The sequence below is a fragment of the Streptomyces sp. IBSBF 3136 genome (assembly GCF_036815105.1).
Classification (GTDB): domain Bacteria; phylum Actinomycetota; class Actinomycetes; order Streptomycetales; family Streptomycetaceae; genus Streptomyces.
This window is the reverse complement of sequence record NZ_JAJSZC010000045.1, coordinates 1-20,443: the sequence shown is the minus strand read 5'-3', so window position 1 is coordinate 20,443 and position 20,443 is coordinate 1. Positions and strand designations below refer to the sequence as shown.

General features: G+C 72.4%; 17 protein-coding genes. 4 read left to right on the top strand and 13 right to left on the bottom strand.

Annotated elements, in window-relative coordinates; genetic code table 11:
• Positions 1 to 37: 37 nt before the first annotated feature.
• From V7E45_RS12620 to V7E45_RS12605, 4 genes are read left to right on the top strand one after another with little or no spacing between them, the layout of a single operon-like run.
• Positions 38 to 1,201 (top strand): ferritin-like domain-containing protein, encoded by a 1,164-nt coding sequence (locus tag V7E45_RS12620; protein ID WP_333774211.1) that lies wholly within the window; start codon positions 38 to 40, stop codon positions 1,199 to 1,201.
• Positions 1,202 to 1,222: 21 nt separating this feature from the next.
• Complete coding sequence (locus tag V7E45_RS12615) at positions 1,223 to 1,906, top strand: type 1 glutamine amidotransferase domain-containing protein (RefSeq protein ID WP_333774210.1); 684 nt, start codon at positions 1,223 to 1,225, stop codon at positions 1,904 to 1,906.
• Complete coding sequence (locus V7E45_RS12610) at positions 1,903 to 3,513, top strand: MFS transporter (RefSeq protein ID WP_333774209.1); 1,611 nt, start codon at positions 1,903 to 1,905, stop codon at positions 3,511 to 3,513. The genes V7E45_RS12615 and V7E45_RS12610 overlap by 4 nt, the downstream gene beginning before the upstream one ends.
• On the top strand, positions 3,513 to 4,481 hold the full coding sequence (locus V7E45_RS12605; RefSeq protein WP_333774208.1) for an aldo/keto reductase: 969 nt from the start codon (positions 3,513 to 3,515) through the stop codon (positions 4,479 to 4,481). Before V7E45_RS12610 ends, V7E45_RS12605 begins: the two co-directional genes overlap by 1 nt.
• A gap of 13 nt (positions 4,482 to 4,494) precedes the next feature.
• Here the strand turns inward: V7E45_RS12605 and V7E45_RS12600 are convergent, their stop codons facing one another.
• The 13 genes from V7E45_RS12600 to V7E45_RS12540 form a co-directional block, all read right to left on the bottom strand.
• Positions 4,495 to 5,412 (bottom strand): NAD(P)/FAD-dependent oxidoreductase, encoded by a 918-nt coding sequence (locus V7E45_RS12600; RefSeq protein WP_333774207.1) that lies wholly within the window; start codon positions 5,410 to 5,412, stop codon positions 4,495 to 4,497.
• Positions 5,413 to 5,428: 16 nt separating this feature from the next.
• A complete protein-coding gene (locus tag V7E45_RS12595) occupies positions 5,429 to 5,863 on the bottom strand; it encodes a CoA-binding protein (RefSeq protein ID WP_333774206.1) in 435 nt (144 codons plus the stop codon).
• Positions 5,860 to 8,109, bottom strand: coding sequence for a 1,4-alpha-glucan branching protein GlgB (gene glgB / locus V7E45_RS12590; RefSeq protein WP_333774205.1), 2,250 nt, complete (start codon positions 8,107 to 8,109; stop codon positions 5,860 to 5,862). Before glgB ends, V7E45_RS12595 begins: the two co-directional genes overlap by 4 nt.
• On the bottom strand, positions 8,106 to 10,154 hold the full coding sequence (locus tag V7E45_RS12585; protein ID WP_333774204.1) for an alpha-1,4-glucan--maltose-1-phosphate maltosyltransferase: 2,049 nt from the start codon (positions 10,152 to 10,154) through the stop codon (positions 8,106 to 8,108). Before V7E45_RS12585 ends, glgB begins: the two co-directional genes overlap by 4 nt.
• A gap of 52 nt (positions 10,155 to 10,206) precedes the next feature.
• Positions 10,207 to 11,001 carry a MinD/ParA family ATP-binding protein gene (locus tag V7E45_RS12580; RefSeq protein ID WP_333774203.1) on the bottom strand — a complete coding sequence of 265 codons (795 nt, stop codon included), beginning with the start codon at positions 10,999 to 11,001 and terminating at the stop codon, positions 10,207 to 10,209.
• 20 nt (positions 11,002 to 11,021) lie between these two features.
• The gene (locus V7E45_RS12575) at positions 11,022 to 12,257 is read right to left on the bottom strand and encodes a PP2C family protein-serine/threonine phosphatase (RefSeq protein WP_333774202.1); all 1,236 of its coding nucleotides are present in this window, start codon (positions 12,255 to 12,257) and stop codon (positions 11,022 to 11,024) included.
• A 10-nt stretch (positions 12,258 to 12,267) separates the two neighbouring features.
• A complete protein-coding gene (locus V7E45_RS12570; RefSeq protein WP_333774201.1) occupies positions 12,268 to 12,780 on the bottom strand; it encodes an ATP-binding protein in 513 nt (170 codons plus the stop codon).
• Between the two features lie 12 nt (positions 12,781 to 12,792).
• A complete protein-coding gene (locus V7E45_RS12565) occupies positions 12,793 to 13,104 on the bottom strand; it encodes an STAS domain-containing protein (protein ID WP_333774200.1) in 312 nt (103 codons plus the stop codon).
• Between the two features lie 56 nt (positions 13,105 to 13,160).
• Complete coding sequence (gene glgX, locus V7E45_RS12560; protein WP_333774199.1) at positions 13,161 to 15,305, bottom strand: glycogen debranching protein GlgX; 2,145 nt, start codon at positions 15,303 to 15,305, stop codon at positions 13,161 to 13,163.
• Entirely contained in the window at positions 15,302 to 15,643 is a 342-nt protein-coding gene (locus V7E45_RS12555; protein WP_317444222.1) for an STAS domain-containing protein, read from the bottom strand. Before V7E45_RS12555 ends, glgX begins: the two co-directional genes overlap by 4 nt.
• Complete coding sequence (locus V7E45_RS12550) at positions 15,640 to 17,478, bottom strand: AGE family epimerase/isomerase (protein WP_333774198.1); 1,839 nt, start codon at positions 17,476 to 17,478, stop codon at positions 15,640 to 15,642. The genes V7E45_RS12555 and V7E45_RS12550 overlap by 4 nt, the downstream gene beginning before the upstream one ends.
• Positions 17,479 to 17,623: 145 nt before the next feature.
• Positions 17,624 to 19,069: a maltokinase N-terminal cap-like domain-containing protein gene (locus V7E45_RS12545; protein WP_333774197.1), complete on the bottom strand. Its 1,446-nt coding sequence runs from the start codon at positions 19,067 to 19,069 to the stop codon at positions 17,624 to 17,626.
• On the bottom strand, positions 19,066 to 20,343 hold the full coding sequence (locus V7E45_RS12540; protein ID WP_333774196.1) for an IS701 family transposase: 1,278 nt from the start codon (positions 20,341 to 20,343) through the stop codon (positions 19,066 to 19,068). The genes V7E45_RS12545 and V7E45_RS12540 overlap by 4 nt, the downstream gene beginning before the upstream one ends.
• Positions 20,344 to 20,443: the final 100 nt, after the last annotated feature.

Genomic DNA, 20,443 nt, shown 5'->3' with positions numbered 1-20,443 from the left:
ACCCCCGCCCCACCCACACGTTGAAAGGAAGCGAGCCATGACCACCGCCCAGGACGCGACCGTCAAGGCCCCGGTCCGGCGCAACGTCGCCTGGATCCGTTCCGCCCTCCAGACGGCGATCGAGCTGGAGCACTCCACGCTCCCCGTCTACACCTCCGCGATGCTCTCGCTCCAGGTGCAGAACTTCACCAGCTACAACGCCATCCGCAGCGTGCTGATGGAGGAGATGGTGCACATGTCCATCGCCGCCAACATGCTCGCCGCGATCGGCGGCCGGCCCAGGATCAAGGACCTGGACCCGGGGTTCCCCTCGCACGGCCTGCCCGGCGGGGTGGAGCCGGACCTGCACATCGGGCTCGCCAAGCTCTCCAAGGCGCAGCTGCGCAACTTCATGCGCCTGGAGTCCCCGCTCTTCCTGCTGCCCGAGGAGTACGGCCACGAGGACTTCCCGACCATCGGCAAGCTCTACTCCGAGATCAAGGACGCGATCGTCGCCAACGCCGCCGAGCTGCGTGCCGCGGTCCAGGGCGGCGGGGTCGCGAACCAGGTCGGCGACAACATCGGCTTCAAGACCATCGTGCCGACGCCGGGCGTCGACCCGGTGGACCAGCTCCTGGAGGGCATCGCCGAGATCCTGGAGCAGGGCGAGGGCGCGACCAGCGGGACGATCCGGGCCGGCGCCGCGTTCCAGAACGAGGAGTCCCACTACGGGAAGTTCGCGGAGCTCTGGTACGGCCGCGCCTACCGCGAGCCGGAGCCGGCCGTCCCGCTGACCCCGGAGACCGAGGCCGTGCACTTCCAGGGCGCGAGGATCGGCTGGCCCGAGGTGGTCAACACGCTCGCCGTCCCGTCCGACGGCTACGAGAAGCTGCTGGCCGAGGACCCGGACGGCACGGAGATCAGGGAGTCGCTGCTGGTCTTCGACCAGGACTACACCGACATGATGGCCCACCTCGACGCGATGTGGAACGGCGATCCCGACACGCAGTGGCCGACCTTCGGCGAGGCCGTGCACAACATGATGAAGCTGCGGGTCTTCTCCTCCTTCACCTTCATGCAGCGCCGGATCCCGCCGGCGCTCATCGACGACCTGCCCCGCCTGTATCCGGCCGAGTTCGGCTTCCTGCACCAGTACACCGACCTCGACCAGCCGGTGTTCTACGGCCCCCGGTTCCGCAACCTCGCCGCCCCCCAGGCCTGAAGCCCCGGCAGGAGTCAGCGCATGTCCCGCACCCAGACGGTCCTGATCGTCGTCACCAGCCATGCCGAGCTGGGCGACACGGGCCGCAGCACCGGCTACTACATGCCCGAGGTCGCCCACCCCTGGCGGGTGTTCACCGAGGCCGGCTACCGGGTCGACCTCGCCTCCGTCCGCGGCGGCCGCCCGCCGGCCTCCGGGACCGACCTGGCCGATCCGGTCCAGAAGGCGTTCCTCGACGACCCCGGGATGAGCGCGAAGCTCGCCGACACGCTCCGCCCCGAGGACGTGGACCCGGCCGGCTACGACGCGGTCTTCTTCGCCGGCGGCCACGGCACCATGTGGGACTTCCCCGGTCATCCGGCGCTGTCCGCGCTCGCCCGCGACGTCTACGAGGCGGGCGGTGTGGTGGCCGCGCTCTGCCACGGCCCGGCGGCCCTGGTCGGGGTGCGGCTCTCCGACGGCCGCCCACTGGTGGAGGGCAGGCGGCTGACCGCCTTCAGCAACGCCGAGGAGGCCGCGGTCGGCCTCACCGGCGTCGTCCCGTTCGCGCTGCAGACCGCCCTGGAGGAACTGGGCGGCAAGCACGAGGCGGCCGCCGAGTTCACCGCCCACGCGGTGCGCGACGGCCGCCTGGTCACCGGCCAGAACCCGGCGTCCGCCACGGACACCGCGCTGGCGACGGTCGCGGCCCTGGCGGACTCATGACGGCACCGGTCACCGGAGCGGCGGTCGGGACACCCGAGCCGTATTCGCCGCTCGCCGACGCACCGGTGGGCCGCGCCCGCTGGTTCGTCCTGGCCGTGGGGCTGACCTGTACGTTCCTGGTCGTCGGCGGGGTCTCCATCGCGAACCTCGCCATGCCCTCGCTGCAGCAGACCCTGCACGTCGGCTTCGGCGCCGTGCAGTTCGTGGTGGCCGGCTACGGGCTGGTGTACGCCGTCTTCCTGATCACCGGCGGCCGGCTCGGCGACGTGCTGGGCCGCCGCCGGGTCCTGCTCGGCGGCCTCGTCCTGTTCACCGCCGCCGTGCTGCTCAGCGGCCTCGCCCCGAACGCGGCCGTCCTCATCGGCGCCCGCCTGGTGCAGGGCTTCGGCGCCGCGCTGATCTACCCGCAGATCCTGTCGATCATCCAGGACACCTTCGAGGGCGCCGAGCGCAACTTCGCCCTCGGGCTGTTCGGCGCCACCATCGGGGTCGCCATCGTCGTCGGCCAGCTGGTCGGCGGCGCGCTGATCCAGCTGAACCTGGCGGGCCTCGCCTGGCGCCCGGCCTTCCTGGTGCTGGTACCGCTCGGCACCGCCGCGCTGCTCACCGGCCGCCGGGTGATGGCCCGGGACCGGCCGGCCGGGCGGCCGCACCTGGACCTGGCCGGCACCGGCCTGCTCGGCGGCGCGCTGCTGCTCCTCGTCCTGCCGCTGCTGATCGGCCCGGGAACGGGCTGGGCCTGGTGGAGCTGGGCGATGTTCGCCGCCGCCGTCCCCGCCTTCACCGTCTTCGTCCGCCACGAACAGCACCTGGACCGCACCGGCCGCACCCCGCTGCTGCGCCCGTCCCTGTTCGGGCAGCGGGCGTTCGGCGTGGGCATCGCGATCGGCGTCCTGTACTTCATCACCATCGTCGGCCTGGCCGTCTACACCTCGCTGACCTTCCAGGTCGGCCTCGGCCTCAACCCGCTGCAGGCGGGGCTCGCCTTCGCCCCCGTCGGCGTCGCGTTCTTCGCCTCGTCGTTGGTGGTGCCCCGGCTCGTCCCGCGGCTCGGCCGGACCGTGCTGGTCCTCGGACACGTGCTGCTGCTCGGCGGCCTGGCCGCCGCTTGGGCCACCGTGCACACGGCCGGGTCCGGGCTGTCGGCCGCCGAGCTGGCGCTGCCGCTGCTGCTGGTCGGCACCGCCCAGGGCCTGACGATGTCCCCGCTGATCGGGATCGTCCTGACCGGCATCCGGCCCACCGACAAGGGTTCGGCCTCGGGCGCGCTCACCACCGCGTTCCAGATCGGCCAGGCGCTGGGGGTGGCCGGAATCGGTACGGTCTTCTCCGTCCTCGGCGCCCACCCCGGTTCGACCGCAGCGTCAAGCCGTTACCAAGTCGCCTATCAATACGCCCTGTTCATCATGGCGGCACTTACGCTGGTGTCGTTCCTGCTGGTCTTCCTGCTCCCGAACCCGCACGACAGCCGGCCCCACCACCACTTCCTGTGGGTGCGGCACGGCCGCCGCACCGGGCTCGCCCACGCCTTCTACCTGCTGACGGGCGGCCACGCGGTGGGCCGCCGGCTCAGCCACTGGTTCCACCACCACGAAGGGAAACACTGATGCGTCAGGTCGCTCTGGGCAGCCAGGGTCTGCGGGTCTCCGCACAGGGGCTCGGCTGCATGGGCATGAGCCAGTCGTACGGGGTCGGCAACGACGAGGAGTCGATCAGGACCATCCACCGGGCCCTCGATCTGGGCGTGACCCTGATCGACACGGCGAACGTGTACGGCGCGACCGGCCTGTACGGCGTCGGCGCCAACGAGAAGCTGGTCGGCTACGCCCTCAGGGAGCGCCGGGACGAGGTCACCCTCGCCACCAAGTGCGGCATCGTCGACGTGCGGCCCGGCGCCGGCATGGAGCTGCGTGCCGACCCGGAGTACGTCCGGCAGTGCTGCGACGACTCGCTGAAGCGCCTCGGCGTGGACCACATCGACCTGTACTACCTGCACCGGATCGACCCGAAGACGCCCGTCGAGGACTCCATCGGCGCCTTCGCCGAGCTGGTGAAGGCGGGCAAGGTCCGCTACATCGGCGTCTCCGAGGTGTCCGCCGAGGAGCTGGAGCGCGCCCACGCCGTGCACCCGGTCACCGCCGTGCAGAGCGAGTACTCGCTGTGGAGCCGCGAACTGGAGGCGCAGGTGCTGCCCGCCGCCCGCCGGCTGGGCATCGGCGTGGTCCCGTTCTCCCCGCTCGGCCGGGGCTTCCTGACCGGCGCGGTCACCAGCCGGGACACCATGGCGGCGAACGACATGCGCCGCAACCTGCCGCGGTTCTCCCAGGACAACCTGGACGCCAACCAGCGGGTCGTGGACGTCATCCGGGAGATCGCCGCCGCCCACGAGGTGCTGCCCGGGCAGATCGCGCTGGCCTGGGTGCACGCGCAGGGCGACGACATCGTGCCCATCCCGGGCACCAAGCGGATCAGCTACCTGGAACAGAACACGGCCGCCGCGGACCTCACGCTGACCGCCGACGACCTGTCCCGCCTCGCCGCGGCGGCCGCCCTGATCCAGGGCGACCGCCGCTGACCCGCGCGCGGTCTCAGTCCGCCTTCAGCTCCGGCGGATGCAGGAAGTAGTTGGCGGCCGACGCCGCCTGCGCCCCCTCGTGGACGGCCGCCGTCACCTGATGGGAGTGCAGCGCGGTGAGGTCGCCGGCCGCGTAGACGCCCGGCACGCTGGTCCGCTGCTCGGAGTCCACCGCCACGTATCCGGTGGGGGCGAGCCGGACACCCAGCTGCCGGGCGAGCGCGGTCTCGGGGGTGGCGCCCTGGATGGAGAAGAGCGCGTCGAGCTCCAGCCGGCGGCCCTGCCGGGTCACCACCGCCGACAGCATCCCGTCCGCGCCCTCCGCCTCCGCGATCCGGTCGTGCACCACGGGGATCCCGGCGCCCGCCAGCCGGCGCCGGAACTTCGGGCTGATCTCGTCGCTCGCGCTGTTGGTCAGCAGCCGCACCCGGTCGGTGAGGCTGTGCAGCTGCATGGCCTCACCCGCGGCCGCGTCGGTGTGGCCGACGACCAGGATGCTGCGCCCCCGGTTCTCGTACCCGTCGCACGCGATGCACCAGAACATCGACCGGCCGACGTACGGCTCCCAGCCCTGGAAGTGCGGGAAGTGGTCGAGGACGCCGGTGGCGAGCACCAGCGACCGAGCCCGCCAGGAGCGGCCCTGGGAACGGACCGTGAAGCCCTGCCCGGCGTCGCCCCCGGCCTCGGTGATCAGATGGTGCAGGACCCGGGCGTGGGGGTAGCGGGCGAGCTGCTCCCGGCCGAGCTTGCGCAGGTCGACGGTGGGGACACCGTCCGGGAAGCCGAGGTAGTTGTGGTTGGTCTGGTGGTGGGTCGAGCGTCCGTGCCCGGTGTCGAAGACCAGGACCTCGCGGTTGTAGCGGGCCAGGTAGAGCGCCGCGGACAGCCCGGCCGGGCCGCCCCCCACGACGACGGTGTCGACGATCCCCATGTGTGCGTCCCTTTCCTCAGGTCGGACGGGTCAGCTCCCCGGCCGGCTCCAGCTCCGCGTGGACCGCTCCGAGGCAGCGGTTCATGACCACCCGCAGCCCGCCCGCTTCGGCGATGTCGCGTGCCTCGTCGGAGACGATGCCGAGCTGGAGCCACAGCGCCCGCGCCCCGATCCGAAGGGCCTGCCGGGCCACGGCCGGCGTCTTCGGCGCCGGCCGGAAGACGTCCACGACGTCGACCGGTTCGCCGATGTCGAGCAGCGAGGCGAAGGCCGGCCGGCCCAGCACCTGGCGGTGGTGGGGGTTGACCGGGATGACGTTGAAGCCCTTGCGCAGCAGGTAGGCCGGGATCTCGTGCGCGGACTTGCCCGGCTCCGCCGAGGCGCCGACCACGGCGATCGTGCGTGCCCCGCCGAGGATGCGCCGGTACTCGTCCCACAGGTACTCGCTCATGCGGGTGTCCCCTCTCCGTACGGTTCGCCGGCCGCGGCGACGCGCCGCGGACGCAGCCAGATGACGCCGAGCGGCGGCAGGGTGACCTCGGTGCTCCACCGCTGGCCCTGCCACGGCTCCGGGCGGGCGGTGAGCGGCCCGGAGTTGACCACGCCGGAGCCGCCGTAGCGGTCCGCGTCGGTGTTGAGGATCTCGGTCCACTCACCACCGCCGGGCAGGCCGATGCGGTAGCCGTGGCGCACGCCCGGCTGGAAGTGGTGCACACACACCAGGGGCGAGCCGTCGGTGTCGTAGCGGACGAAGGAGTACACGTTGTCCTCGGCCGCGTCCGCGTCCAGCCAGCGAAAGCCCTCGGGGTCGGCGTCCAGGCTCCACAGGGCGGGCAGCTCCAGGTAGTGCGCGTTGAGGTCGCGCACCAGGTCGCGCACCCCGGTGTGCGGGGCGTGCCCGAGCGCGGCCCAGTCGGTCCCCGTGTCGTGCGACCACTCGCTTTCCTGAGCGAACTCCTGGCCCATGAAAAGCAGTTGCTTGCCCGGGAAGCCCCACATCAGGGCGAGGTAGGACCGCACGCCGGCGAACCTGCGCCAGGGGTCGCCCGGCATCCTGCCGAGCAGCGAGCCCTTGCCGTGCACCACCTCGTCGTGGCTGACCGGCAGCAGGTGGTTCTCGGTGTAGGCGTACACCAGGGGGAAGGTCAGCGCGTGGTGGTGGTACCGGCGGTGCACCGGGTCCCGGCCCATGTAGTCCAGGGAGTCGTGCATCCAGCCCATGTTCCACTTGAAGCCGAAGCCGAGCCCGCCGTGGTCGGTGCGCCGGGTCACGCCGTCCCAGGCCGTGGACTCCTCGGCGATGGTGACCACGCCGGGGTTGCTGCGGTAGACGGCGGCGTTCATCTCCTGGAGGAACTCCACCGCCTCCAGGTGCTCCCGGCCGCCGTAGGCGTTGGGCAGCCAGCCGCCCTCGGGGCGGGAGTAGTCGAGGTAGAGCATCGAGGCGACGGCGTCCACCCGCAGGCCGTCCACATGGAACTCGGCGCACCAGTACAGGGCGTTGGCGACCAGGAAGTTGCGGACCTGCTCGCGGCCGTAGTCGAAGACGAGGGTGCCCCAGTCGGGGTGCTCGCCGCGGCGCGGGTCGGGGTGCTCGTACAGCGCGGTGCCGTCGAACCGGGCCAGCGCCCAGTCGTCCTTGGGGAAGTGCGCCGGCACCCAGTCGAGGATGACGCCGATGCCGGCCCGGTGCAGGGCGTCCACCAGGTACCGGAAGTCGTCGGGGGTGCCCGGCGCGGCCATCGGCGCGTAGTACGAGGTGACCTGGTATCCCCACGAGCCGCGGAACGGGTGCTCGGCGACCGGCAGGAACTCCACGTGGGTGAAGCCCAGCGCCTTGACGTAGCCGGGCAGTTCGGTGGCCAGCTCGCGGTAGGTGCGGCCGGGCCGCCAGGAGCCGAGGTGCAGTTCGTACACGCTCATCGGCGCCCGCTCGGCGGGCCTGCGGCCGCGGGCGGCCATCCACTCGCCGTCGGTCCACCGGTGGCCCGCGGTGAAGACGACGGAGGCGGTGCCTGGCGCCGCCTCGGCCGAGCGGGCCAGCGGGTCGGCCTTCTGCCGCCAGGTGCCGTCGGGGCCGAGGATCTCGAACTTGTACCGGCAGCCGTCGCCGACGCCCGGCACGAACAGCTCCCACACGCCCGAGGCGCCCAGCGAGCGCATGGGGTGGCCCACGCCGGCCCAGTGGTTGAAGTCCCCGACGACCCGTACGGCGCGGGCGTTCGGCGCCCAGACCGCGAACGCGGTGCCGGTCACCGACCGGTGCTCCAGCACCCGTGCGCCGAGCACGGTCCACAGCCGCTCGTGCCGGCCCTCCGCGATCAGGTACAGGTCCAGCTCGCCGGGCACGGGCGGGAAGCGGTACGGGTCGTCCGTCTCGCACACGCAGTCGGCGTAGCGCACCCGCAGCCGGTACTCGGGGTCGCCGGCGGGGTCGCCGGGTCCGGGCAGTGTCCCGGTGAAGACGCCGCCGCCTTCGTGCCGCAGCTCGGCGAGCACCTCCCCGGCCGGGCCGACGGCCCACACCGCCTCGGCGAGGGGTTTGAGGACGCGCAGGGTCACGCCGTCGGGTCCTGGGTGCGGGCCGAGCAGCGCGTGGGGATCGCTGGTCTCGCCGGAGGCCAGACGCCTGAGGTCGGTGGCCGGCAGCCGTGCGGGGGCCGTCCGGAGGAGGTGGGGGGAAACCGGCGGGTTCACGAGAGGCGCGTCCTGTCCGTGATGATGTGGGCGACCTGGTGCCGCGGGTCGAGACGTACGTAGTTCTCGCGGCCCCAGCGGTACGTCTCGCCGGACAGCGCGTCGTGCGCGTCGAAGGTGTCGGCGCGGTCCAGGCCGAGGGCCGGCAGGTCGAGGTGGACGGTCGCCTCCCGCACACTGTGCGGATCGAGGTTGAGCACCACGAGGACCCAGTCGTCCCCGGCCCGTTTGGAGAAGCAGACCACCGCGTCGTTGTCCGCCCGGTGGAAGCGCAGGTTGCGCAGCCGGCGCAGGGCGGGGTGGTCCCGGCGCAGCCCGTTGAGCGTGGTGAGCAGCGGGGCGAGGGTGTCGCCCGAGGCGTCGGCCGCCTTCCAGTCCCTGGGCCGGTACTGGTACTTCTCCGAGTCGAGGTACTCCTCGCTGCCGGGTCCGGCGGGCACGTTCTCGTACAGCTCGTAGCCCGCGTACACGCCCCAGGCGGGGGCCGCCGTAGCGGCGAGCACGGCCCGGACGGCGAAGGCCGCGCGGCCGCCGTACTGGAGGAAGGCGTTGAGGATGTCCGGGGTGTTCACGAAGAGGTTGGGCCGCAGGTAGGCCGCGCTCTCCTCGCCGCCGAGACCGGCCAGTTCGGCCAGGTAGGACTCCACCTCCTCCTTGGAGTTGCGCCAGGTGAAGTACGTGTACGACTGGTGGAAGCCGATCCGGGCCAGGCTGTGCATCATCGCGGGCCGGGTGAACGCCTCGGCGAGGAAGAGCACGTCCGGGTCGGTGGCGTGCACCTCCTCGATGAGCCGTTCCCAGAACCAGACGGGCTTGGTGTGCGGGTTGTCCACCCGGAAGATGCGCACCCCGTGCGCCATCCAGTGCCGCAGCAGACGCAGGCACTCGGCGTACAGCCCCTCCGGCTCGTTGTCGAAGTCCAGGGGGTAGATGTCCTGGTACTTCTTCGGCGGGTTCTCGGCGTAGGCGATCGACCCGTCGATCCGGTGCCGGAACCACTCCGGGTGCTCGGTGACCCAGGGGTGGTCCGGCGAACACTGCAGGGCGAAGTCGAGCGCCACCTCCAGGCCGAGCTCGCCGGCCCGGGCGACGAAGTGGTCGAAGTCGTCGAGCGTGCCGAGGTCCGGGTGGACCGCGTCGTGGCCGCCGGCCGGGGAGCCGATCGCCCAGGGCGATCCCGGGTCGTGCGGGCCCGCGGCCAGGGTGTTGCCGCGGCCCTTGCGGTGGGTGGTGCCGATCGGGTGGACGGGCGGCAGGTACACCACGTCGAAGCCCATCGCGGCGACCGCCTCCAGCCGCTCCGCCGCGGTCCGCAGGGTTCCCGAGCGCGGCGGCTCCAGCACGCCCTCGGCGTTCACCGCGGCGGGCACGGCGCCCTCGGAGCGCGGGAAGAACTCGTACCAGGACCCGAACAGCGCCCGCTCGCGGTCGACGCGCAGCGGCAGCTCGCCGGAGGAGGTGACCAGCTCGCGCAGCGGCCGCGCGGTGAGGACGCCGGTCGCCTCGGCACCGAGCGCGGCGGCGAGCCGGTCGTCGGGGGCGAGCGTGCCGTCCAGGAGCCGGTCCCGGGCCGCCGCGAGCACCTCCCGGTCCCGCTGCGGGCCGTCGGCCGGCAGCTTGTGCAGCGCCCGCTCGAACAGCAGCGCGCCCTCCGCCAGCACCAGCTCCACGTCGATCCGGGCCGGGACCTTGATCCGCGCGGTGTGCCGCCAGGTGGCCACCGGATCGGTCCAGGCCTCCACCCGGTACGTCCACTCGCCCTCCCGGTCGGCCGCGACCTGGGCGGCGTAGCGGTCGGTGCCCGGCGCGACCAGGCGCATGGGCGTCCAGGGTCCCGGCACGCCGTCCGGGTCGGTCAGGACGACGTTCGCGGCGACCGCGTCGTGTCCCTCCCTGAAGACCGTGGCGGACACCTCGAACAGCTCGCCCGGCACGGCGCGGGCGGGTCGGCGACCCGCGTCCACCTGGGGGCGGACGTCCCGCACGGGTATCCGGCCGACCGTGGGGGCCGGCCGACGGACGTCGGGCTTGCCTTGCATGCTCATGCCTCCTGGCACCGAAGTACGGTGGTGGGCCCGGTTCCGGTGCGGACCGGGGTCAGGACAGGGAAGGGGGATGCGGCGCCGGCCGGCGCAGCGCCGTGGTCCCGTTGCTCACGTCGGCGATGATGCGGCGGTAGCCCGCCACCAGCGGGTGGTGCGGATAGGCCGTGCTGAACAGCCGTTCCCCGGCCAGCGAGGCCATCTCGGGGGCGTAGGGCAGTGCCACGGTGATCGGGGTGCCGAAGGCGTTCTCCACCTTGGCGCGCAGCGGCTCCGGTTCCGTCCCGGCCGGCACCAGGTTCACCGCCACGCTCAGCCGCCCGCAGCCGAGGCGTTCGGCGAGCGACATCGTCTCGGCGGCCCCCGCCATGTCCAGCCGGTCCGCCCGGGTGACCACCACCAGGGCGTCCGAGCTGGCCATCGAGGTCACCGTCTCGTTGTTGAAGCCGGCGTGGGTGTCGAGGAGCAGCACGTCGAGCGCGAGGGAGTCGATCAGCCGGTCGAAGCCCTCCCGCAGCAGCCCGACGTCGTAGCCGCGGCCCATGATCTCGTTGATGCCGGCCGCCCGGCTGCGGGCCGGCACCACGAAGAAGCCGTCGTGCCCGGCGTCCGCCTCCGCGGCGTACGCGGCGTCCTCGATCTCGCAGCGCCCGATCAGGTAGTCGCTGAGCGAGTGCCGGACCGTGCCGAGCGCGTCCCCGAACAGGATGTCGAGGGCGGGGGTCTGGATGTCGGTGTCCACCAGTGCGACCCTGCGCCCGGAGGAGGCCAGGAGCACCGCCAGGTTGGCGGCCGTGCTGGACTTGCCCGTACCGCCCCGGTACGAGTGCACGGTGATGATCTGCGACATGGTCTCCACCCGGGGTTCGGTCAGGACTTGCGCCGGTGCACGGCCATCATGGTGATGTCGTCCGACTGTTCGGCCGGGCCGACGAACTCGCCCAGCACACCGTCCATGTGGTCGAGGAGCTCCTCGCCGCGCACCGCCGCCTCGGCCAGCTGTTCGATCATCAGGTCGTTCCCGAAGAACCGTCCCGTCCCGGAGCGCGCCTCGGTCACCCCGTCGGTGTAGATGAAGAGGGTGTCGCCGGGGCTGATCTGCGCGTAGCCGAGCGAGAAGGTGACGTCGGGGATGACGCCGACCGCCGGTCCCGTGGGCTCCAGCAGCACCGGTTCGGAACCGTCGGCGCTGACCAGCACGGGCGGGTTGTGGCCGCCGTTGATGTAGACGAGGTTGCCGGTGAGCGGGTCGAGGACGCCGAAGAAGAGGGTGGCGAAGTAGCCCTGCCTGATGTGGTTGCGGGTCAGGTAGTTGTTGGTGCCCGCCACCGCGTTCAGCAGCGGGGTGGCCCCCACGACGGGGATGGCGCGGGTCTGCTCCTCCCAGACGGTGGACTCGTTCAGCACGTCGGCGGCGATCAGGTTCTGCAGGCCGCTCTGCTCGGCGGTGTGCCGCAGCAGACTGCGGATCAGCGCCATGAACAGGGCAGCGCCCACCCCCTTGTCGCAGACGTCGGCCACGACCAGGGCCAGCCGGCGCCGGTTGACCAGTTCGAAGACGTCGTAGAAGTCCCCGGCCACGGTGCGGGCCGGCCGGAAGCGGACGTCGATCTCCCAGTCGTCGGGGTTGGGCAGCGTGTCCGGCAGGAAGCCGAGCTGTATCTCCCGGCCGATCTCCAGCTCCCGTTCGTAGCTGAGCAGTTCGGCGTGGGCGGTGACGTCCTCCAGGGTGCGGGTGAACTCGGCCCGCTCATGGCAGTTGCGCAGCCGGGCGCGGACCAGTTCGTGGTGGAAGGGGGGCACGAGATAGTCGAAGCCCGCCTGGACGTGACCGCCCAGCAGGTGCAGGTCGTGGTCCGCGAACGCCACGACGGTCGGCTGCCGCCCCTCGTCGTCGAGCCGCCGTACGACGGCCTTCACGGTGGCCGGCGCGAGCCGGGCGGAGACGAGCAGCACGTCGGTCTCCCCCAGCCCGCCGGGCGCCTGCGCCAGGGCCTCGCCCGGGGTGCGGCGGCGGACCGTGAACCGCAGCGCCTCGAGCGTGGCCAGCAACTCGGCCGGGGCGCGCCGGTGTTCGTCGAGCAGCAGCACCTTCGTCTGTGACATCTCGTCTCATCTATCCGTGGTGGCCGCGGCGGATCGTCAGCGTGCTGACGTTGCGCCCCGCCACCAGCTCGTAGTCGAAGCGGTCCACGGCCGTCAGGGCCAGGAAGACCCCGAGGCCGCCGACGGCCCGCCGGGCCAGCGGCACCTCCAGGTCGGGCGCCTTCATGCCACCGCGCGGGTCGAAGGGCGGGGCGTCGTCGGCGAAGCGCACCCACACCCGGTCCGCGGTGAAGCCGCCGTCCACGCAGATGGCGCCGGGCGCTCCGCGGTAGCCGTGCATGACGATGTTGGTGGCCAGCTCGTCGGCCGCCAGCCGCAGCCGGTAGGTCTCGCTGCCGCTCAGCCGGCCCGACCGCCCGAGCTCGAGGACGAACCCGGCGACCAGGTCCAGGGACTCCAGGTCGGCCGGGATCCGCAGCCCCGGCGCGGCCCGGTCGACGAGCGGCACGGCGGCGCAGTGCGCCTCGCACCACTCCTGCCCGGCGGTGTGTTTGGCCGACGCGGCCCCTGAGTCGATCGCCATCTCCCGCCCCTCTCAGGCGTCGATCAGCTCGATGCTGTGGTCGAAGCCCGCCAGCCGGATGGTGCGGCTCACCGGCTCCGTGGCGCCGATCACGGCGATGCGCACCTCGTCGCCCATCTTCTGGCGGGCGAAGACCAGCGAGCGCAGGCCGGCGCTGGACAGGTAGTCGAGGTGGCGGGCGTCTATCTCCAGCCGCACCGCGCCCTCCTCGGCCGCCTGGTCGACCAGGTCGTGGAAGCGGGGCGCGGTGGACGCGTCGAGTTCGCCCTTGACCTCGATGGTCGCGAGGCCCCCGGTGACGTTGAGGATTCCGTCGAACGACATGAACAACTCTCCTTGGGTGAGGCGGTGATGCCTCGTGTCGAGGCCCGGTACGGCGGTCAGCCGGTGCGGCGGTCCCTGCCGACGAGGATCACCAGGGCGTGCGGACCCAGGTGGTAGCGGCCCGGGTGGTGCAGCTCGCTCTCGCCGCCCACCGGGGCGAGCCCGTACGGTGCGGCCAGTCCGGTGTCGGCGAACAGGTGCCAGGCCTGCCCCTCGGGCAGGCCGGGCAGCTCCAGGTCGTGCGCTTCCCAGTGCGCGTTGACGGCGATGTAGACGTGGTCGTCGGCGACGGTTCCGCCCTTGGCGTGCCGGCCGCAGCGCATCAGGCCGAGCACCCTGCTGTGCGCGGACCAGTCCGGGTGCCAGGCCCGTACGCCGTGCCAGCTGATGTCGGGGTAGCCGCTGCCGACCCGGTCCGAGCCGACCGGGTGGTCGGCGGTGCGCAGGACGGGATGGGCGTGCCGGAAGGCGATCAGGGAGCGGGTGAACCTCAGCAGCTCGGCGTTGGCCTCGACGAGCCCCCAGTCGAACCAGGACAGCTCGTTGTCCTGGCAGTAGCCGTTGTTGTTGCCGAGCTGGGTGCGCCCGACCTCGTCGCCGGCCAGGATCATCGGGACGCCCTGGCTGGTGAGCAGGACGCCCAGCATGTTCTTCATCTGGCGCGTCCGGAGGTCGCGGACGCGCGCCGAGGCGCTGGGCCCCTCCTCGCCGCAGTTCCAGCTGTGGTTGTCGTCGGCCCCGTCGCGGTTGTCCTCGCCGTTGGCCTCGTTGTGCTTGCCGTTGTACGTCACCAGGTCGTTCAGGGTGAACCCGTCGTGCGCGGTGACGAAGTTGACCGAGGCCGAGGCGGTGCGGTCGCGGTACAGGTCGGGGGAGCCGGCCATACGGGTGGCCAGCTCGCCGACCAGGCCGGGCTCGCCCTTGACGAAGCGGCGCACGGTGTCGCGGTACTTGCCGTTCCACTCCGACCAGCGGCCGTAGTTGGGGAACGCGCCGACCTGGTAGAGGCCGGCCGCGTCCCACGCCTCGGCGATCAGCTTGGTGTGGCGCAGGATAGGGTCGTGGGCCAGCTGTTCCAGCAGCGGCGGGTTGGGCAGCGGGGTGCCGTCGGGGGCCCGGTCGAGGATGGCGGCGAGATCGAACCGGAAGCCGTCGATGTGGTACTCGGCCACCCAGTAGCGCAGGCAGGACAGCACGAAGTCGCGGACCACGGGGTGGTTGCAGTTGACGGTGTTGCCGGTGCCGCTGAAGTTGTAGTACTCGCCGCGCGGCGTGAGCATGTAGTACGTGGCGTTGTCCAGGCCGCGGAACGAGATGGTCGGGCCGTGCTCGTTGCCCTCGGCGGTGTGGTTGAAGACCACGTCGAGGACGACCTCGATGCCGGCCCGGTGCAGCTCCCGGACGAGGGTCTTGAACTCGTCGGCCTGCATCCCGAACCGGCCGGTGGCCGCGTACCCGGCCTTGGGCGCGAAGAACGAGACGGTGTTGTAGCCCCAGTAGTTGTGCAGGCGCCCGCCGGTCGCCGGGTCGGTGCGCGGGTTGTCCAGCTCGTCGAACTCGAAGACCGGCAGCAGCTCGACGCAGTTGACGCCGAGGTCCCGCAGGTAGGGGATCTTCTCCCGCAGGCCCGCGTAGGTGCCCGGTGCGCTCACCCGGGACGACGGGTGGCGGGTGAAGCCGCGCAGGTGGGTCTCGTAGACGACCAGGTCCTCGGTGGGGATGCCGAGCGGGGTGTCGTCGCCCCAGTCGAAGTCCTCGTCGAGCACCTTGGCCCGGTAGGGGTAGACGTCGTCCCAGTCCGGCTCCCGCCCCCACACGTCCCGGCCGGAGACCAGCCGGGCGTAGGGGTCGCTGAGCACCTTGCCGGCGTCGAACCGGTCGCCGGCCTCCGGGTCGAAGGGGCCGTCGGCGCGGAAGCCGTACTCCAGGTTCTCCGGGTCGAGGCCGAAGACCGTCATCGCGTACACGCTGCCGGTGCGGAACTCCGGCGGGAACTCCAGTTCGGCCGTGGGGCGCCGGGCGCCCCGCTCGAAGAGCACCAGCCGCATCGCGGTGGCCCGGTCGGAGTAGACGGAGAAGTTGATCCCGCCCGGCACCGGATGGGCGCCGTACGGGAAGGGCCGGCCGGCCCTGACCCGGTAGCCGCCGATCCGGCGGGTGGGGAACGCGTCGACGCGCTCGCGTACCTCCGGGGTGGTCATCGGCCCGTGCGTTCCCGTGCGGCGTCCAGGTCTTCCTCGATCCGGAAGAAGTCCAGGAACCCGGTGGCGGACATCACGAACCGGACCTCCTCCGACAGGCCGACCAGGGTCACCCCGGTCTCCAGCTGCTGGGCCCTGCGGTGCACGATCAGCAGGGTGCGCAGGCCCGCGCTGGAGACGTAGCTGACCCCGCTGAGGTCGATGACCAGCCGGCTGCCCTGTCCGACGAACGGCAGCAGCTGGGCCTGGAGCCCGCCGGACGTGGTCGAGTTGATCTCTCCTTCGAGGACGACGACCGCGGTGTCGCCCTCACTGCGGGAGCTGAGCTTGACGGTCATCCCGCCACCTCCGTCCGGGCCACGGGGGCCAGTCGCACCTTCACCTTGACCCGCCCCGACGTCTCGGGCAGCTGGACGAGCAAAGCCTCGGCGTCGAACGCGCCGTGCGGCTCGCCGTCGATCTCCACCGACTCGATGCGCACGGAGCCGCGCGGCAGCAGGTCGGGGGCCACCCGCAGCACCCGGCCCTCGATCAGCGCGGGGTCCGGCTTGAACCAGAAGTCCATGGCGCTGCCCCCCAGCAGCAGGTTGTTGTAGACGGCGGCGAGGTAGCACAGCTCGGCCGAGTGGTACATCGACATCGAGTGGCTGCCCTTGAGCCGCTCGACCCCGAGGAGGTACGGCAGCCCGTTCGCCAGCACGTTGAAGTAGACGGCGCCCTCGTCGTGGTCGAGGAAGAAGGCGTTGTAGAAGGCCTGCGCGTCCCGGGCCTCGCCCTGGAAGTCGGCCCGGCCGGTCGTGCCGTGCAGGATGAGGTAGGCGAGGATCGCCTGCTCCTGCTGCCACCACGCCTTGCGGTCGTGCCAGGTGAACCGGTGCCGGTCCTCGCCCGCCACCCGGGTCCGTTCCACCACGTCGTACCAGCCGCCGCGCTGCCGGTCCGCGCCCCACTCGGGCATGGTCTCGCCGAGCGAGGTGGCCAGCTCCAGGTAGCCGTCCTTGGGGCGCAGCGAGTGCATCCGCAGCAGGTTCCAGGCGATCTTGAGGTTGTGGCCGACGACGGCCCGGTTCTGCTGCCAGCCGTGTGTGGTGTCGTGCGACCAGTCCTTGTGGAACCGTTCCTGCACGAAGGGGCTGTGCTCCGGGTCCGGGAACCGCCTGACGATGGTGTCGAAGGTGTACTCCAGCATGTCGGCGTACGTCTTCTCGCCGGTGGCCAGGTACAGGTTGATCAGGTAGGCCGGGGCGTGGTCGCCGACGGAGTTCCAGTTCTTGCGGGCCCGGTTGGGGCCGAGCGACTCGTGCTCCGGGCTGAGCAGGATCGGGTCGATGTGCGAGAAGTACCCGCCGTGCTCCGGGTCGAGGTAGAACCGGTCGAAGAGGCGGATGGTGGCGTCCGCGTCGGCCTTGATGCGCGGGTCGCCGGTGATCCGGTAGGTCTGGACCGGGCCGGCCAGCGCGTAGATCTGCTCGTAGGCGGGCAGCGCGTCGTAGTCGTCGGAGAACTCCGAGGTGAACAGCTTGGTCTCGACGTCCCCGTCCACCTTGAGGCCGTGGTACCAGTACACGACGTTCTCGTCGGCGTCCACGAACCGCATGTGCTCGCGCAGGTACTCGGTGCCCCGCTCGGCGACCTCCAGGTACTCGTCGTCACCGGTGAGCAGGAACGCGGAGGCCATGCCGTAGACCAGCCGGGAGATGGTGTCCGTCTCCTGGACGTGGCTCGCGGTCTTGTCGCCGCTGAGCCGGATCTCGGTGCGGTAGCGCGTGAAGTCCACCGGCCCGTCGCCGAACTGGGCCTTGCGGTAGAAGGCGGCGATCTCCCGGATCTGCCGGATCCACCAGCCGGCCTCCTCGAACCGGTGGTCGTCCGTCTGCCGCCCCGTGAAGACCAGCCGCTTGGCCTCGAACCGCAGCCCGTCCGCCATGGGGTAGAAGATGCCGTACGCGAGGACGTACCGGCCCTCCTCCAGCAGCTCGTCGATGTGCCCGGAGGCGTCCTGGTAGGGCTCCCCGAGGTTGTGCAGCAGCTCCGCGCCGGGCCCGCCGTCCAGCGAGACCTCGAAGGGGCGGCCGTCGGCGGTGACGAGGGTGAAGACGCGCGCCTCGCGGTCGAATCCGGCCACCCGGCCCGCGATGGTGTCGGAGAACGTGAAGTTGACGGTGTCGGACATGGTCACACCCTTCGCATTATGATTCTGAATTCGTCCGGGACTGATGAACCATCGAATCTCCCGTTCCTGACATTCCGCGAACGTGTCATATCTTCAGCGGGTCCGTACCGCGCGCACAAAAAGCGTTCGCGGACTTCCTGAACTTTCAATTCTCGTGCCGGAATTCCTCGACGAGGCGGCGGACGGCGGCGAGCGGGATCGGCAGCCAGGCGGGCCGGTTGTGGGCCTCGTACACCGCCTCGTACACGGCCTTGTCCGCCTCGAAGGCGCGCACCAGCACCGGATCGCGGCGCGGGTCCTGGCCACCGCCCGCCGCGTAACCGGCGCAGTACGCCTGCCGGTTGTGCACCGCCCAGGCGGTGGCCCGGCGGGCCGCCCGCGGGTCGGCGGCGGCCGCCTCGCCCGGCGGCCGGCCCAGCGCCTCGGCCAGCGCGTGGTGGGCCGCGTAGTCGAAGGAGCGCAGCATCGCCGCCACGTCGCGCAGGGCGGGCTGCGGCCGACGCCGCTCCTCGGGCGAGTGCCCGGGCTCGCCCTCGAAGTCGATGAGCACCCAGCCCTGTCCGGCGCGCAGCACCTGCCCCAGGTGCAGATCGCCGTGGACCCGCTGGACGAGCGGCGGGCGGCCGCCGAGCACGCCGCGGCGCAGCTCCTCGTGCAGGTCCCACAGCCCGTCCGCGTACGGCGCCAGCCGGGGCACCGCCCGCAGCCCGTCGGCCAGCCGCTCGCCCAGCAGGTCGAGCAGGGCCTCGCTCTCCGGCCCGGTCAGCGGACGGCTGCCGAGCTGCTCGGCCAGCGCGGTGTGCACCCGGGCGGTCGCCAGGCCGAGTCCGTACGACTCCTCGGCGAAGGCGCCGGCCCCGGCCGGTGTCCCGGCGCCGTCCTCACCCGCCAGGCAGGCGCGGGCCCGGTCGGTGGCGGCGGCCCAGCCGTCGCCGCGCGAGCGCACGAACTCCTGGAGGATGCCGAGCGTCAGGGCGCCCACCGAGGACTCGTCCGTGGTGCGCACATGGGCCAGCGGCGCGGCGCTCGGCACGTCCCCGGCCCGCTGCAGCGCGCCGAGCAGCTCCAGTTCCGGGCTGGTGCCGGGCACCGGGCGGCGCAGCACCTTGAACATCGCCCGGTCCGCGAAGGCCACCGAGGTGTTGGACTGCTCCGCCGTGCTCGCCACCCCGGGTACACCGAGGGGCAGTTCGCTGCCGGGCAGCCGCTCGAAGCGCACCGGGCCACGTGGGCCGGCGCCGAAGCACTCCAGCAGCCGCGTCATCAGCTCCGGGTCCTCGGTGGCCTCGTACAGGGTGAGGGCCGGGCCGCCGGGTGCGGTCAGCCGCCCGGCCACCGCGTCCGGCGGCACGGGGGCCGGTCCCCGGCGCAGACCCAGCAGCGCCTGGTAGGGGCCGTCCGCTCCGGCGTCGAAGACCGCGACCAGGAGCGCCGGGTCGCCCGGCAGCACCCGCTCCAGGAGCCGGGTGGTGACCTCGGGCGTCCCGGTGTCCTTGCCGGCGTACCAGCGCCGGCCGGGCAGCCAGGACGCGAGCAGTCCGTCGAGTGCCGTGCGCACCCGCTCCAGTTCCGTGTCGACGAGAGTCGTCACGCGGCACGCACCCCCATCCGCTCGCGGGGCGCGGGCATCCGCACCGCCGGCGGCCAGGTCCCGGGGCGCTGTGCCGCGGACAGCACGGTGGCCGCGTGGGCCAGCGAGACCATCGTCATGTGGTGGTGCCAGCCCCGGAAGGACCGGCCCTCGAAGTCCCTGATGCCGAGCCCCTCGCCGACCTCGGCCAGGTCGCGGGTGACGCGGCGGGCGAGCATGGCGGTGCGGTAGACGGTGCCGAGCTGCGACTGGGGCAGGTTCGACAGCCAGTACGCGCTCGGGGTGCGCCGGCCCGGGTCCCGCCAGGCGCCGACCAGGATGAGTTCCTGCTGGTCGGCGGGGAGCGGCCGGGGGGCGTCGGGGCCCGTCCGGCGCAGCAGCACCCGGGCGGCGCCCACCGAGGTCGCCCGCAGGGCGTCCGCCTCGTGGTCGTACCACTCCACCGGCAGGCACTGCCGGCTCAGCTCGGGCACCAGGGCGAGCGGGGAGCCGGGCGGGCAGGGCGCGCCCGTGTCCTCGGACAGCTGCTCGGGCCCGCCCGGGCGCACCGAGGGGCGCACCGGCCGCATGGCCAGGCCGCGGGCCGCCGGGTCGATCCGGACGACGAAGGGCATACGGCGTTCCAGCAGGACCGCGCAGATGGCGTACGCGTCGTTCTCGCGCAGGTCCATCACCACCGGCCGGTGCGGCAGTCCCCAGTCGCCGGCCATCGCGGAGACGGACTGCACCGCGCACTGCTCGGGCGGGCAGGAGCCGATGTCCTCCGGGATGCAGGCGCGGCGCCGCAGCGACGCCTCGCCCGCCCAGCTCTCGGGCAGCGCCAGGCGCCAGTCGACGGGGCAGGACGCCCGGTCCCCGGCCAGCCACACGCCGACGGCCTGCTGGCAGTTGACGACCCGTCCGTAACTCGACACCCACCGCCGCTCCACGCCCACCGAGTGCTGACCCACCTTGGAGATGACCAGCGGGTGGACCACCCAGGCGCGCGGTTCGAGCCGCAGCAGCAGGTCCGCGAGCTCGCGGCGCACCGGCTCGGCGGCCCACGGCGACTTGGTGATGAACTGGTAGAGGCTCTGCTCCACCCCGCCGCCCGCTCCGTCGGCGATCGCCCGCATCGTCTTCCTGCCGGGAACCGAGAGCAGACCTCTCACATAAAGTTCGCCCCAACGCCTCTGGTCACTGCGCGGAATGGATCGGAACGTACGGGAAATGATCTCGGAGACCACATTCTCGGAAATCTCGGCGGACTCCACGATTTGATGTTCGCCGGGCATGGTTCGGCCCTCTCTGGAAAGCGTGGCTTCTCGCCGCGGGCCGGCCCCGCCGCCCCCCCGGGGCGCCTCCCCCGGGGGGGCCGCCCCCGCCGGGGCCCCC

Bases quoted from the DNA above. Each gene is read 5' to 3' on its own strand.
- V7E45_RS12620 (WP_333774211.1), top strand. From the start codon at position 38: ATGACCACCGCCCAGGACGCGACCGTCAAGGCCCCGGTCCGGCGCAAC.
- V7E45_RS12615 (WP_333774210.1), top strand. From the start codon at position 1,223: ATGTCCCGCACCCAGACGGTCCTGATCGTCGTCACCAGCCATGCCGAG.
- V7E45_RS12610 (WP_333774209.1), top strand. From the start codon at position 1,903: ATGACGGCACCGGTCACCGGAGCGGCGGTCGGGACACCCGAGCCGTAT.
- V7E45_RS12605 (WP_333774208.1), top strand. From the start codon at position 3,513: ATGCGTCAGGTCGCTCTGGGCAGCCAGGGTCTGCGGGTCTCCGCACAG.
- V7E45_RS12600 (WP_333774207.1), bottom strand. From the start codon at position 5,412: ATGGGGATCGTCGACACCGTCGTCGTGGGGGGCGGCCCGGCCGGGCTG.
- V7E45_RS12595 (WP_333774206.1), bottom strand. From the start codon at position 5,863: ATGAGCGAGTACCTGTGGGACGAGTACCGGCGCATCCTCGGCGGGGCA.
- V7E45_RS12585 (WP_333774204.1), bottom strand. From the start codon at position 10,154: ATGAGCATGCAAGGCAAGCCCGACGTCCGTCGGCCGGCCCCCACGGTC.
- V7E45_RS12580 (WP_333774203.1), bottom strand. From the start codon at position 11,001: ATGTCGCAGATCATCACCGTGCACTCGTACCGGGGCGGTACGGGCAAG.
- V7E45_RS12575 (WP_333774202.1), bottom strand. From the start codon at position 12,257: ATGTCACAGACGAAGGTGCTGCTGCTCGACGAACACCGGCGCGCCCCG.
- V7E45_RS12570 (WP_333774201.1), bottom strand. From the start codon at position 12,780: ATGGCGATCGACTCAGGGGCCGCGTCGGCCAAACACACCGCCGGGCAG.
- V7E45_RS12565 (WP_333774200.1), bottom strand. From the start codon at position 13,104: ATGTCGTTCGACGGAATCCTCAACGTCACCGGGGGCCTCGCGACCATC.
- glgX (WP_333774199.1), bottom strand. From the start codon at position 15,305: ATGACCACCCCGGAGGTACGCGAGCGCGTCGACGCGTTCCCCACCCGC.
- V7E45_RS12555 (WP_317444222.1), bottom strand. From the start codon at position 15,643: ATGACCGTCAAGCTCAGCTCCCGCAGTGAGGGCGACACCGCGGTCGTC.
- V7E45_RS12550 (WP_333774198.1), bottom strand. From the start codon at position 17,478: ATGTCCGACACCGTCAACTTCACGTTCTCCGACACCATCGCGGGCCGG.
- V7E45_RS12540 (WP_333774196.1), bottom strand. From the start codon at position 20,343: ATGCCCGGCGAACATCAAATCGTGGAGTCCGCCGAGATTTCCGAGAAT.